12 protein-coding genes and 1 pseudogene are annotated in these 14,888 nt (G+C 40.3%); 2 read left to right on the top strand and 11 right to left on the bottom strand.

The features are described from left to right. Positions 1 to 773: 773 nt before the first annotated feature. From rpmF (PVV66_RS03430) to rpmF (PVV66_RS03415), 4 genes and pseudogenes are all read right to left on the bottom strand, one after another. Entirely contained in the window at positions 774 to 923 is a 150-nt protein-coding gene (rpmF, locus tag PVV66_RS03430; protein ID WP_338070260.1) for a 50S ribosomal protein L32, read from the bottom strand. Next, positions 915 to 1,067: pseudogene (gene rpmF, locus PVV66_RS03425) on the bottom strand (50S ribosomal protein L32); the annotation flags it as partial. The pseudogene rpmF (PVV66_RS03425) and the gene rpmF (PVV66_RS03430), both read right to left, overlap by 9 nt. A gap of 40 nt (positions 1,068 to 1,107) precedes the next feature. Continuing rightward, positions 1,108 to 1,212, bottom strand: a complete 105-nt coding sequence (locus tag PVV66_RS03420; protein ID WP_273718715.1) for a 50S ribosomal protein L32 — start codon at positions 1,210 to 1,212, stop codon at positions 1,108 to 1,110. 28 nt (positions 1,213 to 1,240) lie between these two features. Beyond that, positions 1,241 to 1,420, bottom strand: coding sequence for a 50S ribosomal protein L32 (gene rpmF / locus PVV66_RS03415; RefSeq protein WP_005774555.1), 180 nt, complete (start codon positions 1,418 to 1,420; stop codon positions 1,241 to 1,243). 427 nt (positions 1,421 to 1,847) lie between these two features. Between rpmF (PVV66_RS03415) and PVV66_RS03410 the strand changes: the two genes are divergently transcribed. Beyond that, a complete protein-coding gene (locus tag PVV66_RS03410; RefSeq protein ID WP_273718711.1) occupies positions 1,848 to 2,753 on the top strand; it encodes a polyprenyl synthetase family protein in 906 nt (301 codons plus the stop codon). Between the two features lie 1,256 nt (positions 2,754 to 4,009). Here PVV66_RS03410 and PVV66_RS03405 read toward each other — a convergent pair. Both PVV66_RS03405 and ispG read right to left on the bottom strand, forming a co-directional pair. Next, positions 4,010 to 5,176 carry an MFS transporter gene (locus PVV66_RS03405; protein ID WP_273718709.1) on the bottom strand — a complete coding sequence of 389 codons (1,167 nt, stop codon included), beginning with the start codon at positions 5,174 to 5,176 and terminating at the stop codon, positions 4,010 to 4,012. Between the two features lie 866 nt (positions 5,177 to 6,042). Further along, entirely contained in the window at positions 6,043 to 7,284 is a 1,242-nt protein-coding gene (gene ispG / locus PVV66_RS03400) for a flavodoxin-dependent (E)-4-hydroxy-3-methylbut-2-enyl-diphosphate synthase (RefSeq protein WP_273718708.1), read from the bottom strand. A 915-nt stretch (positions 7,285 to 8,199) separates the two neighbouring features. Between ispG and PVV66_RS03395 the strand changes: the two genes are divergently transcribed. Then, positions 8,200 to 8,487 carry a hypothetical protein gene (locus tag PVV66_RS03395; protein ID WP_273718707.1) on the top strand — a complete coding sequence of 96 codons (288 nt, stop codon included), beginning with the start codon at positions 8,200 to 8,202 and terminating at the stop codon, positions 8,485 to 8,487. Between the two features lie 611 nt (positions 8,488 to 9,098). Here the strand turns inward: PVV66_RS03395 and PVV66_RS03390 are convergent. From PVV66_RS03390 to PVV66_RS03370, 5 genes are all read right to left on the bottom strand, one after another. Beyond that, positions 9,099 to 10,106, bottom strand: a complete 1,008-nt coding sequence (locus PVV66_RS03390) for an HlyD family secretion protein (protein ID WP_273718706.1) — start codon at positions 10,104 to 10,106, stop codon at positions 9,099 to 9,101. A gap of 24 nt (positions 10,107 to 10,130) precedes the next feature. Continuing rightward, positions 10,131 to 11,762, bottom strand: coding sequence for an MFS transporter (locus PVV66_RS03385; protein ID WP_273718705.1), 1,632 nt, complete (start codon positions 11,760 to 11,762; stop codon positions 10,131 to 10,133). A 23-nt stretch (positions 11,763 to 11,785) separates the two neighbouring features. After that, positions 11,786 to 12,202 carry an ATP synthase F1 subunit epsilon gene (gene atpC / locus PVV66_RS03380; protein WP_273718704.1) on the bottom strand — a complete coding sequence of 139 codons (417 nt, stop codon included), beginning with the start codon at positions 12,200 to 12,202 and terminating at the stop codon, positions 11,786 to 11,788. 111 nt (positions 12,203 to 12,313) lie between these two features. Beyond that, positions 12,314 to 13,939, bottom strand: coding sequence for a F0F1 ATP synthase subunit beta (gene atpD, locus PVV66_RS03375; protein WP_273718702.1), 1,626 nt, complete (start codon positions 13,937 to 13,939; stop codon positions 12,314 to 12,316). A 19-nt stretch (positions 13,940 to 13,958) separates the two neighbouring features. Further along, positions 13,959 to 14,885, bottom strand: a complete 927-nt coding sequence (locus PVV66_RS03370) for a F0F1 ATP synthase subunit gamma (RefSeq protein WP_273718701.1) — start codon at positions 14,883 to 14,885, stop codon at positions 13,959 to 13,961. Positions 14,886 to 14,888: the final 3 nt, after the last annotated feature.

The following is a 14,888-nucleotide window of genomic DNA, read 5'->3' as shown; positions in this document are numbered from 1 at the left end:
GAGCGTGTCCATTATAGGTATTTTTCTTTCTTATACAATTTTTACCCATAGGCCAAAGCCCCGCTTATAATGTGTAAGCAAATAATTGTTATTGATTCAGCGTAGAACAGATTTGAAATGAAAAAATCGAGGCCTTTCATTTAAGACGCAAAACAATGAATGATTTTTATAAATCAATGTTGTGTGGATATAAATCACCATTCTTTTACTGAGAAACGTGTGTTACACTATAAACTCTATGGATAAACCATTGGCTATTCATCACAAATTCTTAACAAACACACCTCATGCTTAAAGTATTGAATCAATTATCCTCAATGACGATATTTTACGGTCTCATAGAGCAAGAAATAGGTGCTCCCTTAAAGTATAGAATGAAGTGAGATACAAGTAGGATATACGGTTTTACACCTTCTGGCAGCATTAATTATTTTTATACTTTCCTTTTACCTTCCCTAGAAAGTAGCTCTTTAAGAATATTTTTAAGAAAAATGATTCTATGATTGAACAAGCTTATATCGATACCCACGCTCTTAACGAAGTCATCATAAAAGACACTGCACACCAACAATTCTTTATCTTCTCTCAAGAAAACAAGAAAATCATCCCCCACAATAGAATCACTTTGTCTACGGGAAAGCCTTACCCCCCATACCCTTCAAGGAACACAAAACACACACGACCATGCGCATTCACAAATGAAGCAAAAGAAACCTACCACTGGTAGAGAGATAAAATGCTAAAGTCTTAATCCCTAAAACGGAACGACCACACTACATTCCAGTTTTCAGATCAATGTGATGAGAGCGACGCAATTCAGCAGAATTCTTATCATCGATATAAGCCAGCGCCCTCAGAGCACCAGTCAAACGGCGCATACCTCTCTTTTGTGAAGAGAGGTAAAACGCTAAAGCCTTAACCACGAGAACAAAACGTCCACGGTACATTCTTGTTTTCAGATCAATATGATGAGAGCGACGCAATTCACCAGAATTTTTATCCTCGATATAAGCCAGCACCCTCAGAGCATCAGCCAAACGGCGCATGCCCCGCTTCTCAAAAGAGATAAAATGCTAAAGTCTTAATCCCTAAAACGGAACGACCACACTACATTCTTGTTTTCAGATCAATGTGATGAGGACGACGCAATTCAGCAGAATTCTTATCATCGATATAAGCCAGCGTCCTCAGAGCACCAGCCAAACGGCACATACCCCGATTCTCAAAAGAGATAAAATGCTCAATCCTTAACCACTAAAACGGAACGACCACGATACATTCCGGTTTTCAGATCAATGTGATGAGGGCGACGCAATTCACCAGAATTTTTATCCTCGATATAAGTCGGCGCCTTCAGAGCATCAGCCGAACGGCGCATGCCCCTCTTCGCTGGAGAGGTTTTTCGTTTAGGTACAGCCATAAAAAGACACTCCAAATCCATTAAAACAGAAAAAGCAATGCCAAAGATGACAATGCTTTATTTAAAAACACCATAAAATTTGAAAGTGTTATACACTGATAAAGAAGAAGAGGCAATGTCAAAATGATCCTTCTCTTCCCAAAAATAACCTTCCTTTTATCAAAAATGGTCTCACAATACCTAAGTAAATATCACAAGCACCGAAAAATTTATGAGTTTTATACCCCAATGAAAACATTTTCATAGGACGAATATTTAATTTTTTATTTGGCATTAAAAGGGATTTTCGCATACAGTAGAGATACGCATAATAAAGAGAAGTTGATTTTTAATAAAAACCTACGCCAATTGATGAAAATAAGAAAAAGCAACAGCTTCTCTCTTTGAACTTCATCATTTTATTTTTGTAAAAACAAAGGAAGCAAGAATGCACGAATTTACCACCCTTCTTGCAAAACATGGCCACACCGTTGAAAGTCGACTGAGCACACTGTTAAGTAATCACATCCAAAATGGTGAAATTTCACGCCCTGAAAACTTAATCAAAGCCATGCGTTATGGGGTGCTGAACGGTGGGAAACGCCTGCGTCCTTTTCTTGTGATTCAAAGTGCTGCACTTTTTGATATCCCTGTAGAGCATTCTCTTGATGTTGCATGTGCCTTAGAATGTGTTCATTGTTATTCGCTCATTCACGATGATCTTCCAGCCATGGATAACGATACACTTCGACGCGGAAAACCCACTGTCCACATAGAATTTGATGAAGCAACAGCAATTCTAGCAGGCAATGCCCTCTTGACATTTGCCTTTGAAATCATTGCCCATAAAGCTGCTGCACTGTCTACAGATATAAGAATAAAATTGATCACCGCTCTTGCACAATCAGCCGGACTTGGTGGTATGCTAGGGGGACAAATGCTGGATCTTGAAGCTGAAAAAAAACCGCAAGAGAGTACTGACATCATCACACTACAACGCATGAAAACAGCAGCCTTAATAAGCTTTGCTTGCCAAGCAGGCGCCATCATTGGCAATGCCTCCCAAGAATTATTGACAAAGTTGACGGCTTTTGGGAGCTATCTTGGTTTAGCCTTTCAATTAACCGATGATCTTCTTGATGTCACCGCCAACACGCAAACCCTAGGTAAAACCGCTGGGAAAGATGAAACGGCACAAAAGGCAACTTTTGTTCGTCTTTATGGCATTGAAGAAACCCAAAAAAAGCGAGACGCGCTCATCACAAAAGCAGAAGCCCTCTTACACCCTTTTGATGATGCCAAAGCACTCCCCCTCCTACAAGTCGCGCGCTTTAGTGCGACACGCAAAAATTAACGTCATCCGCCCTTACATCCCGCCCTATTGTCCATATCGTACACCGTTCTCTTTGTTAAATATCCAAGAGATTTTTCAAAAAACATGACCATTGTATACTGTTGGTCCCATCATAAATGCCCATCATTAAATATGATCTGACAAACCTTAAGAAGGGTTTCATTAAAACAAGCGCATGAATTTATAAAACAAGTGTATTCTAGACATCCTATTTTGCATGAAGCACGCCTAAAGAACAAGAAAAAACGTCAAGAAACACGCATTCAACGCATTGATTTATAATATTAATTTGAAACAGCGCTTAATATCATAAGATTTTCTCATCACATACCCTCTCATATTGAATTCATTAAAATCTTTTGTCTGTCGTCATAAGCGAAAGCAGCGTTTGGGTAAAAGCAAAGCCGTAAAAAAGGGAGCAAAATTCCTCTTATGAACCATCTTAAGGACCAAGGGCTAGAACCCAACCAAGAACCCAACTACTAGGAACACGAATGATAGTACCGGTTTTCTCTTTCGAAAAATAGAACCGCTTTTACAAAAATACGGAATAATTTCAGTTTAATAATCATCACTATCGTCCTTTAATTTGTCAGACTTTTTATCGTATTTATTCAACGCATTGCATAAAAAAATTAAACAGAGCATGATGCTTGCGACAAAAAAATAAATCATTATTCTATAGAATATCTCCTCTCCACATTTAAAAGAGCAAGGATTCCTACCAATGCCAATTTGTAAATAGTCTGGATTCTTAAAGAAGATGCTTACAGCTGTTGTATGGTTCACGGACATAAAGACTCAACAAATAAGACTGAAGGATATCCACCACGCACGTAATACCGAATGTGTAAAATTTTAGATCTCTTCCCATCACCACGCCTCAAATGGCAGTATTTTACGGCATAATAATAAGGAGTTTTTCCAAGCCAAAAATAAATTTCTTCCCTCAAATGAAATTTTCTCATACGTCCCATAAAGATGAAGAGCATCATAATAACCGAACCGATATCCCTTGCCAAAGCTGGAAAATATGGCCATCAAAAGATAACCCGAATGTAAAAATATACAACAAGACCAAGAAAATATTACGATAATCGATTATACCATAGCCCCCAATCGCACCATAATCATTGAATATCTTTGCTCGCTCACTGTCATTTAGAAATTCCTCTTGGGTGCATCATATCCTATATCGTGTGGAGCTCTATGCAAACACGCCATAAAAACACAAATGTAATCATAAGTTACGATTCTCACTGAGCTTTTTTGCGCGTTCCTTCTAAAAAAAATACTGCCAATAAGTAAATCAATAAATAAATAGCAAAAATATAAACGAGAGAGAAAAAGCCAAATATATTGACCATAGATGCACTCATGTAAAAAAGCACCAAAAGGCTAAATCTTCCAACGGTTGACAAGAAAGACTCGTATGTAGCCCTGAAATGATCGCTAATACGATCATGGAGGATAACTTCCACACGAAGATAGGTGTACTTAATGAGATAAAAAACCATACAGACTAAAATGACAGCAATTTCTTTTCTTGGCTCAAAGAAAACCACTGTAAAAATCAGTGACGCTGAAAGAAACAGCAATAAAACAAAATTCACCCTTTCACTTAGTTTTGTAAAGAGAAAACTAGCCAGGAGCTGCGAGAGCAAAATCAGTGAAAATGTCACACCAAGATCAAAATAAGTGACATGAATATGATGATCTTTAAAGATCCACTGCCAATATTGCGAAAATATATTGAAAAAAATCAATGAAAAATAAAAGCATAAAGAGATATAAGGAACTTTAACAAAAATAGAGACCATCTCTTTAGCTTCACAAATGAGAGAATTTTTCTGAAGAGAATTTCCATGACTTGGTTTTCTCTGTCCTTTGAGGTCATCAAGAAAGAACAAACCAAAGAGTGTTGTCATCAACATTAAAAATGCCGCAATATACCATATATATTGGCTCGAATAATCAGCAAAATAGGCGCCAATTAAACTAAATATAAACATGCCAATGTAATTATATTGAGAACTTGATCCCAGCACCTTTTTAGTCGATGTCACTTTTGCTTTTGCATATTGCACAAGTAAAGCATTATAAGCCCCCGCAATCAATGTCAGAGACAAGGCATTAAAAGATTCTGCCAAAAGAAAACCGTAAAAGCTTGTAGAAACGCCCATGAGAAAGAGCCATGTGGCAGCAAAAGCCGCCGCCAAGACGATCGATATTTTATAACTTTTTCGATCAGCAAAATATCCCAGAGGAATATCGGTAACCATCATAATAAAAACCTGAAATGACTTAATGATCCCGATATCAATAAGCGTTAAGCCTTTCTCCAGCATATAAAAGACAATAAAAGCGCCTGTTAAAATTCTTATACCGTTAAATAAAAAACCAAAGGCTAATATACTTGTCATTCATTCCCCCAATAACGCCAAAAAAGGCACCCGTATACATCATTTTAGAGCAATATAAAAGCTTACATTTTACGACAAATGGGGTAATAACCACCGTACAGATCTCCAGTCCTATCAATTTGATATCCAGAGACATGCCTGAAAATACTGGAAGAATGCCTGAAAATACTGAATGAATGAATGAATCATGTTTTTTCTATAATTGGAAATCCGTCAAATATCTCACTGCTTCAAGAACCGCCAAAGAACCAGCAACAATATTTATGATCTATCAAACTATTCATAGAGTGTTGCTTAATATTCTCAAAAAACTCAAACGCATCGATATCGATCATAGGCTTTTGATTCATAGCATGCATAACGGCGGTTTTTCTTGAGATCATAAGCGGCCCAATAGCTTTCACCGTAGCCAAAGCAGCACATAACAACAATAGATTGATTTATAAAAAATGTTCATTGTTTTGCATATCGAATGGGCAAATATTGTAGGATTCTTTCATTCTAAAGCTGTTTATGTTGCATCAAAATCTTTTACACGTCACATTTTCCACGTCACAAGCGGGGGGCCCGTGTGGAATAAAATAATCCCATAGGGAATAAAAAAAATAGTCAAAGTGTGGAGCAAAAATGCCTCTTATGAGCTCTCTCAAGTATCAAGTATTAAGGACCATATGGGAGCTGAAGTTTACCATAGCGAACGACTTGCCCTTTTATTAAACTTAAAAGATGGGACAGCTTTATAAGTTTATACACTTCACGAGAACTTTACCATTCTAGCATTCATAAACGCTATTGAGAAATGGGGAGCCTTAAGAGACCTTTCTTTAAAACAACGCAAGTTCTTTACCTCAACCTTGTGTCATTGTTTAACCTTGTCCAAAACGTTTATGAATATAATCACTCAAAAGCCCTTCGAATTCTTCTGCAATGTGATCACCACGCAAAGTTTTTACCTTTTGTCCTTCAATAAAAACAGGGGCCGCTGGAGATTCCCCTACGCCAGGCAATGAAATTCCAATATCCGCATGTTTTGATTCCCCGGGTCCATTGACGATACATCCCATCACAGCCACCTTTAAACTTTCAACCCCAGGATATTTTTCACGCCAAATGGGCATATTTTTATGTAAATCCGCTTCAATTTTTTGCGCCAATTGCTGAAAGACCGTTGAAGTTGTACGCCCACATCCAGGGCAAGCTGCAACCACGGGGAGAAATTGCCGAAACCCCATCACTTGTAAAAGTTCCTGGCCCACTTTTACTTCTCGTGTTCGATCACCACCAGGTTCAGGCGTTAATGAAATGCGTATCGTATCGCCAATCCCCTGCTGTAATAAAATGCCCAAAGCCACCGAAGAAGCCACAACCCCCTTTGTCCCCATCCCTGCTTCCGTTAAGCCCAAATGAAGGGCATAATCACAACGTTCTGCCAAGGTGGTATAGACAGCAATAAGATCTTGAACATCACTCACTTTAGCAGAAAGAATAATTTTATCCCGTCCCAACCCCAACTCTTCTGCTAAAGCCGCCGAAAGCAAAGCCGACTGCACAACAGTTTCTCGCATCACTTCAGCCACAGATAAGGGATTTTCTTGTCTCGCATTTTCATTCATAAGCTGTGTCAACAACGCGTTATCAAGCGACCCCCAATTCACGCCAATGCGAATAGGTTTATGATAGCGACAAGCAATCTCAATAATTTCTGCAAATTGACGATCTTTTTTTGCGCCAAAACCTACATTTCCAGGATTGATGCGATATTTTGCAAGTGCCTCAGCACACGCTGGATGCTCTGATAAAAGCTTATGGCCGATATAATGAAAATCCCCAACCAATGGGATAGAAAAACCTAATCTTTCCAATCGCTCCCGTATTTTTGGTACAGCTGCCGCTGCTTCATCACGATCAACAGTAATCCGAACCAATTGTGAACCCGCTTGCCAAAGAGCAGCCACTTGAGAAACGGTTGCATCAACATCAGCGGTATCTGTATTGGTCATTGACTGTACAACAACCGGGCTCTGCCCCCCAACCACCACATTACCAACCGCAACACCAACAGAGCGACGACGCTCAAGAGGTTTCGACAAAGAATAGGTCGTGCTCATCAAGTCCTCAAATTTTTAAAACCTGCACTCTCAACCATCATTTACATTGACTTCCTCCGCACCTCAAAGGACGAAAACGAAAATAACACCACCCACCAATCTTAACAGATTACTTTAAGCTTCATCTGTTACCCCCTGATGGAACTCAGCTCATAAGTGAGATTCATTTCACAAATGCCCCGGATAAGTCCCACCACTCCTGTTCACGTTCACACTTTTACACTTGGTTGCTTCAAAAAGAAACTAAAATCAGACAGAGACAAGACTGTATTTTTAAGGTGCATACCTACATCAACGTCATCAAAGCACAATACTTTACAACACAACAGATAACGCTCATCAAAGCACAATTTTAAAAAATGTTTAAAAATTCACGGGATATACCACCCAATTAAGGCAACATATTCATTTATAATAACTTCTTTTTTATAAATTTGAATGGAAAACCTAAACATCGTAAGCTTCTCTCATTTCAAATCTGTTCATCATCAATCAAAGCCATGTCCCTTACACACCACAAGCAACCATGGAGATAAAAACGAAAAAAAGTAAAAATGCTTGAAGAACTGTCTCCAAACTTTGAAACAAGGATAAGAAAATAAAACGACCAGCTTGATATCTTGATGAAATAAAGATGGGAATGCGCAACGAGCTTGATAGCCTTGACAAAGAAATTATCTTTTGCAGGAGATTGTACCTTATACCCTTACACTCCCCATCATGAAATGGACGCAAGCCATATTTAAGAAATGCCTCATTAAACCCAAACGCTTAACTTTCACCTCACCCCCAAAACACAATCCGCCCCAAGTCGCATAATCAATGCAACCTTTCAATTTTTAAGTCGTTATAGCAAAACCCCAAACACAATTCCAACGATCATGCACACAATTTAACACATGAAGGAGTCAACAAATGTGTCTATTTTCAACCAACGCTAAAAATGCTAAAATTAAAAAACGTATTGCACAATTAAAAAGAGAGCTGGTCCCCGTAAATCATTGGAGTTCTCAAAATGATAGCTTTGAAAACATTTCTGAGCTGTTTAACACATGGAAACAAAAGGGGCGTCACGCACTTTACCACCTCAACGAACATGCAACAGAATTAAAGAAAAAAGCGAAAGAAAATCCTAAAAAAACCCTCGCATTAGCTGCCGGAGTCGTTTTGGCAAGCTTCTTGCTAATCCGCAAAAATTACTAACACCAACAATCTTCCCTTTTAATGCCCGATTCAAAGCGGGCATTTTTTTCATCACTGATAAAGCACACTACTTATACGTTTTCCCCCTAACTTTACGCCCTTCATCCTTCCCAAGGCTAAATTTTCCACCCCACCAGTCTATCATTCAGCTTTTTATCTAGCGGGATAACTGTCCACACATGCGATCCACATCACCACACCTCAAAGAACAGTATTGTGAGAGACGACAGGCAAACTATACCCTAAATATTACTTCAATATTCCTCCCCGCCACTCGTCTGTAAACATCTAATTTTTTATCGAGTAATTTTCACCTACTGCCCACACACACGCCACCCCACACCCCCACGCCTTCAAAGAACGCTGTTGCAAGAAGACTATAAAGCACCTTATCAATCCCCCCCTTCTACTGCGTTATTTCAAAAGAAATAGAAGTGATTAAAGAGGCATGCCTCTTAATGTTCTAAAGAACATTATTTTACATCATGACAAATAAGTGTTTTAAGAGCTTTAAGAGATGGATCATAATAAACCAAACGAAATCTTCTAACGTAAACGCCCACTTGCTATAAGCAAATGGTATAAAAATTAAACTGAAAAAACCCAAAATTTTATCCTCCAGAATCGACCCGCTGCGAAGTATCCACATACGTAACCACAGACATCCCAGGAATAAGCTTTTCAATCCCTTCCTGACCAGGATCTAAAGCAATCCTTACTGAAATACGTTGTGCAATTTTGATAAAATTACCAATTGTCGTATCCGTTTTTAACAATGAAAACTCTGAACCTGTCGCTGGAGCAAAACGAACCACACGCCCTGTTAACTTTTTGTTGTTCAACGCATCAACAGAAAAAACAACCGGTTGTCCCACACGCATCTGAGAAAGCTGCGTTTCTTTATAATTAGCGATAATCCAAATATCATCAGAAATAACAGAGACCAATTGCGTCCCCGGCATAACATATTGCCCTACCCGCGCTCCAACCAATCCAATATAGCCTGTTCGAGGCGATAAAATCTTTGTATGATCGAGATTAAGTTTTGCCAACTCAACACTCACCTTTGCTCCCGCAACTTCTGACTGTAAACTTTGCCGTTCAAGATTTAATTGTTTTTGCAATTGTCGTTTTGTTTCCAGTGCTGCCAAGAGTTGTGAAAGAGGACGAGAAACAGAATTTGCCACATCTCCAAAGCCTAACTTTTTACTATCAGGAACAACATTGGAGAATGCTCGTGAACGCGCTAATTCTGCTTCTGCAGCATTAACTTCTCCTTGTAAAATCTGAGCTTGCAATTCAATACTGGCCAATTTTGCATTTTTTGAATCGAGAACAGCCTGTGCGCGTGCAAGCTGCTGACGAAAAAGAGAATCATCAAGCTCAAAGAGCAGCATTCCCTTTTCAACGCGTTGATAATCTTGTACATAAATCCGTGCGATCACCCCAGAGATCTGTGAACTAACCAGCGTCACATTGCCCTTAATAGAAGCATTATCCGTTATTTGAATGTTACTCACAAAAGGAGGAAGTCTCCAAGCCCACAAAATCAGCAAAACCCCCATAATACCAGAAAGGAATGCAACAATCGTAGCTTTTGACCGTAATGCTTTTATCATTTTTTACACCCCTCTTCTATGACATCACTTTTTTTCTAATGCACGCAAAGAGCATGACTTAACAACCATTGTGACAAGAAAAACAACGAATACAGCCATTGAAATATAAAAATAAAGCCGAAAAACGTCATCATAAGCAAAAATATTTGCTGTTAACTTAAATTTCTCTATCAACAGAGAAGTCGCCTGCTCACTTCCAAAGCCATGGGGAACAGAAACACCATAAGAAGGCGAAAATAAAGTATTTATCTCACCAGAAATAAGCGGATCCGTCACAACAATATTTTGTGTTAAAGACTCAAAGTTCTTATGAGCAAAATAAAACTGTAAGGTGCCAAAAAAAGCCGATCCCATCAATCCCCCTGTGACTTGCGTTAGCAAAAAAACAGCAATAAAACTCAAAACATAACGCGGGCCTCGCTCACCAGCAATCACAAACCCTTTGAAAAGAGCAGGAGGCAAAAAAAGTGCATAACTAAAACTCACCAATCCTTGGCTCAACATCATATCTTGCGGACGCGTTAAATGATTGACACGACTATCTAAATAAGCGCCAAGTGCCAAACAACCCAAAGATAACAAATAAAAATAATCCTCACGCCCCGCCCGTAAAAAAAAGACACAAACAGCCCCCCCTAACAGAGTTCCCAATGTCACCGCAAGATACATGGGCGCCATTTCACGATTGAGCAAACCAAAAAGATTAAAAAAACCGACGGGCAAATTGGACCGTTCCAACAAGAAAACATGAAAAATCAATAAAATAAAAACAGATTGAATCATTTCTTTACTGAAAATCCAACGCAGATCAATCAATGGTTTTTCTCTATTAAGCTCAATCATAATAGCAACAGCCAACGAGAAAATAGCAAGTGCGAGCCCCCAACCAATCCATGGCGCTTCATACCACCAATACAATATGCCAACAGACATAATCACAGCATTGAGCCCCAGCCCCAAAGCAATCAAACCATAGCTTATCCAATCTAACTTTTGAATAACCTTACTACGGACAACTGGTGTAAGGGGCAAAGTATAGATACAGACCAAACTAATGAGGACCAACCCCATTTCCAGAGCAGAAAGACTGGAAAAGCCACCATTTTCCAGCAAATCCGGAGAAATCAAACGGGATAAAGGTGCTGCTAAAGCCGCATTCATATAATTCAAACTCAGAGCAACAGTAAACTTCTTTGCTGGAGCAAAAGCCTCCATCATATAAAGCAGTGCAAGCGAAGCCAAAGGCGCAGCAGCAATCCCAGCAAAAAAGCGAATAATCAACGCAGAACGCAAATCGGTCACAAAGAGCTGCAACACACAAACCAAAACGAAGCCAAGGATTGATAGTTCAGCAAAAGCACGCAATCCAAACTGATAGCGGATTTTGATCAACATAATCGCCACACTTACATTGGGTGCCATATAGGCCGCAACCAACCATGTCGTCTCGGCCAAAGTTGCGTGAAAATCGCCAGTCAGATGGACAATATTAGACTGAACAATATTGGCCCCTAAGCCATAAGCCCATTGCAAAATAAGAGAAGCAAAAATATAAACAAAACATTTCGGCAAAGGTCCCGCAAAAACACGACCCGGACGAGGAAAAGGTTTTCCGACCCTTTTGGCAGACACAACCGTACTCTTTTTTCCGCTCATGTCACCTTTTCCTGTATACCTTGCTACGCCTCTATCAACACAGAACCATCAGCTGATAATTGCTGGAAAAAAGCCTCGATTTTACGATTATCCTCATCACTCGTTCCCCCCTCTAACGTCGCTTGAACCTGTAAAATCTGCTGTTCTAATACATCAAAAGAAAGATGTTCAACAGCCACAACATGCTCTACCAATAAAGAGCAGCCTGAAAAGGTAATATTTGCAACACCTCCGCAAACAGCAAATAACTTTTCTCCCGCAGCAGTGCGAACACGAACACTCCCCAACACAATGCTTGCCACCAATGGTGCATGATGTGCCATAACGGTCAAAGAACCTGAAGCTGAAGGAAGAACAACAGACACAACCCGCTCTGAAAACACAATCTTTTCAGGCGACACAAGCTCAAACAAAAAATGCTCTTCTCTATTGTTTTCCACAAAAGTCTCCACAATACCCGATAGAAGGACTCTCCGTCCTCCCTAACAACTTATCTTTTTCAACAACTTGCCCTTTTCAATGACAAATATCCATGACAGATTTCTTCTCAATTAAGAAGCCTCTGCCATGAGACGTTTTCCTTTTTCAATGGCTTCATCAATCGAACCAACCATATAAAAAGCAGCTTCTGGCAAATCATCATAATCGCCCGCACAAAGACCTTTAAAGCCTTTGATTGTATCTTCCAAAGGAACAAGTTTTCCCGGCGAACCAGTAAAGGCTTCCGCCACATGGAAAGGTTGCGAAAGGAAACGTTCAATTTTACGCGCCCGTCCCACCAACAATTTATCATCTTCAGAAAGTTCATCCATTCCAAGAATAGCAATAATATCTTGAAGCGCTCTATAACGTTGTAAAATGGTTTGCACCTGACAAGCAACGGTATAATGCTCTTCCCCCACAATCAATGGATCCAACATACGTGAGAAAGAATCAAGCGGATCCACAGCTGGATAAATTCCCTTTTCCGCAATAGAGCGCGAAAGAACGGTCGTTGCATCCAAATGGGCAAAAGACGTTGCCGGCGCCGGATCTGTCAAGTCATCAGCCGGAACATAAATCGCCTGAACAGAAGTAATAGAGCCTGTTTTTGTACTGGTAATACGTTCTTGCAAAGCGCCCATATCCGTTGCCAAAGTAGGCTGGTACCCCACAGCAGAAGGAATACGTCCTAAAAGAGCAGACACCTCAGCCCCTGCTTGTGTGAAACGGAAAATATTATCCACAAAGAAGAGAACATCTTGTCCTTCATCACGGAAGCTTTCTGCAATGGTCAAACCTGAAAGAGCGACACGCGCACGTGCTCCTGGTGGTTCATTCATTTGCCCGTAAACAAGCGCACATTTTGACCCTTCTGTTGAACCATTATTGTCTTTTGGATTCACATTCACGCGGCTTTCGATCATTTCGTAATAAAGATCATTTCCCTCACGTGTCCGTTCTCCAACACCAGCAAAGACGGAATAGCCACCATGTGCCTTTGCAATATTGTTGATAAGCTCCATAATGAGAACGGTTTTTCCAACACCAGCACCACCAAACAAGCCAATTTTACCCCCTTTAGAATAAGGGGCTAACAAATCCACAACCTTAATACCCGTAACAAGAATCTCTGAAACGGTTGACTGTTCAACATATTCAGGCGCCTCTTGGTGAATAGAACGCGTTTTGGTTGAAGCGATTGGTCCCACATTATCCACCGGCTCTCCAATCACATTCATAATACGTCCCAACGTTGCTTCTCCTACAGGAACACGAATTTGTGCTCCTGTATCCACGACCTTTTGTCCCCGCATCAGACCATCGGTCGTATCCATCGCAATGGTACGCACGGTATTTTCACCCAAATGCTGCGCAACTTCCAACACCAAGCGATTGCCTAAATTCTCTGTTTCCAAAGCATTGAGAATATTTGGCAATGCCCCTTCAAATTGCACATCAACGACAGCACCAATAACCTGCTTAATTTCACCAACCGCGCCTTTTGCACGCTCTTCTTTTTTCACCGGTGTATTTTTTTTCACCGGTGTATCTTTAGCAGCACTACACACAGGCGCAGATGAAATCTTTACATCCACTTGAGATTTCGAAGCGTCTTTTTTCACACCGGAACGAGCAGCAGGTTTCTTTTTTTCACCTTTTTCTGCTCCTTTGCTTGAGGTTACTGCTTTTGCCATCAATCCTTACCTTTTCCATTTAAAGCGCTTCAGCGCCCGCAATAATTTCAATCAATTCTGTCGTAATTTGTGCCTGACGTTGACGATTATAAGCCACCGTCAATTTATTAATCATTTCACCCGCATTGCGCGATGCATTGTCCATAGCTGTCATCTTTGCGCCCATTTCTCCAGCAACATTTTCGAGTAAAGCCCGAAAGATTTGCACTGAAAGATTGCGTGGCACAAGCGCCTCTAAAAGAGAAGCGGCATCAGGTTCATACTCATAAACAATTGCCTCAGAAACAATTGATTGTGAATCTTTACTCGTCTCTGTTTGTTCCACAACATCTATTGCCTCAACAACTGCTTTTGGAGCCCCCATTGGGATTAAGCCAAAAGCTGTTGGGCGCTGATTAATCACGGAAACAAATTCAGAATAAAACAACGTACAAACATCAAAAGCGCCTTCATTGAACAAATCAACAATGCGTTGACTAATCACCATCGCCTCTGCAAAACTAATTCGCTTTACAGCATGTAAATCAATATGATCAATCATCAAACTTTTGTAATCACGCGATAAAATATCTGCACCCTTTTTGCCCACAGTGATAATTTTTACAATTTTACCAGCAGCCAACAACGCTTTAATCTGCTCACGGGCACGACGAGCAATTTGCACATTAAAAGCACCACATAAGCCGCGCTCAGCCGTACAAACCACCAAGAGATGCACATCATCACGCCCCGTACCACGCATAAGAGCCGGTGCATCAACACCATCCACATCAGCCGCAACACTGGTTAAAATATCCGCCATCCTCTTCGCATAAGGGCGAGCTGATTGCGCCGCCTCTTGCGCACGATGCAACCTGGCTGCCGCAACCATCTGCATAGCTTTGGTAATTTTCTGTGTTGCTTTAACCGAAGCGATACGGTCTCTAAGATCCTTTAATGAGGCCATTCA

The organism is Bartonella sp. AU16XJBT (assembly GCF_028618665.1).
Taxonomy (GTDB): Bacteria; Pseudomonadota; Alphaproteobacteria; order Rhizobiales; family Rhizobiaceae; genus Bartonella.
This window is presented reverse-complemented; position numbering and strand designations above follow the sequence as displayed.

Coding starts and splice junctions, on each gene's coding strand:
- PVV66_RS03420 (WP_273718715.1), bottom strand. CDS start 1,212: ATGTGCCGTTTGGCTGGTGCTCTGAGGACGCTGGCTTATATCGATGAT.
- rpmF (WP_005774555.1), bottom strand. CDS start 1,420: ATGGCTGTACCTAAACGAAAAACCTCTCCAGCGAAGAGGGGCATGCGC.
- PVV66_RS03410 (WP_273718711.1), top strand. CDS start 1,848: ATGCACGAATTTACCACCCTTCTTGCAAAACATGGCCACACCGTTGAA.
- PVV66_RS03405 (WP_273718709.1), bottom strand. CDS start 5,176: ATGACAAGTATATTAGCCTTTGGTTTTTTATTTAACGGTATAAGAATT.
- ispG (WP_273718708.1), bottom strand. CDS start 7,284: ATGAGCACGACCTATTCTTTGTCGAAACCTCTTGAGCGTCGTCGCTCT.
- PVV66_RS03395 (WP_273718707.1), top strand. CDS start 8,200: ATGTGTCTATTTTCAACCAACGCTAAAAATGCTAAAATTAAAAAACGT.
- PVV66_RS03390 (WP_273718706.1), bottom strand. CDS start 10,106: ATGATAAAAGCATTACGGTCAAAAGCTACGATTGTTGCATTCCTTTCT.
- PVV66_RS03385 (WP_273718705.1), bottom strand. CDS start 11,762: ATGAGCGGAAAAAAGAGTACGGTTGTGTCTGCCAAAAGGGTCGGAAAA.
- atpD (WP_273718702.1), bottom strand. CDS start 13,939: ATGGCAAAAGCAGTAACCTCAAGCAAAGGAGCAGAAAAAGGTGAAAAA.
- PVV66_RS03370 (WP_273718701.1), bottom strand. CDS start 14,885: ATGGCCTCATTAAAGGATCTTAGAGACCGTATCGCTTCGGTTAAAGCA.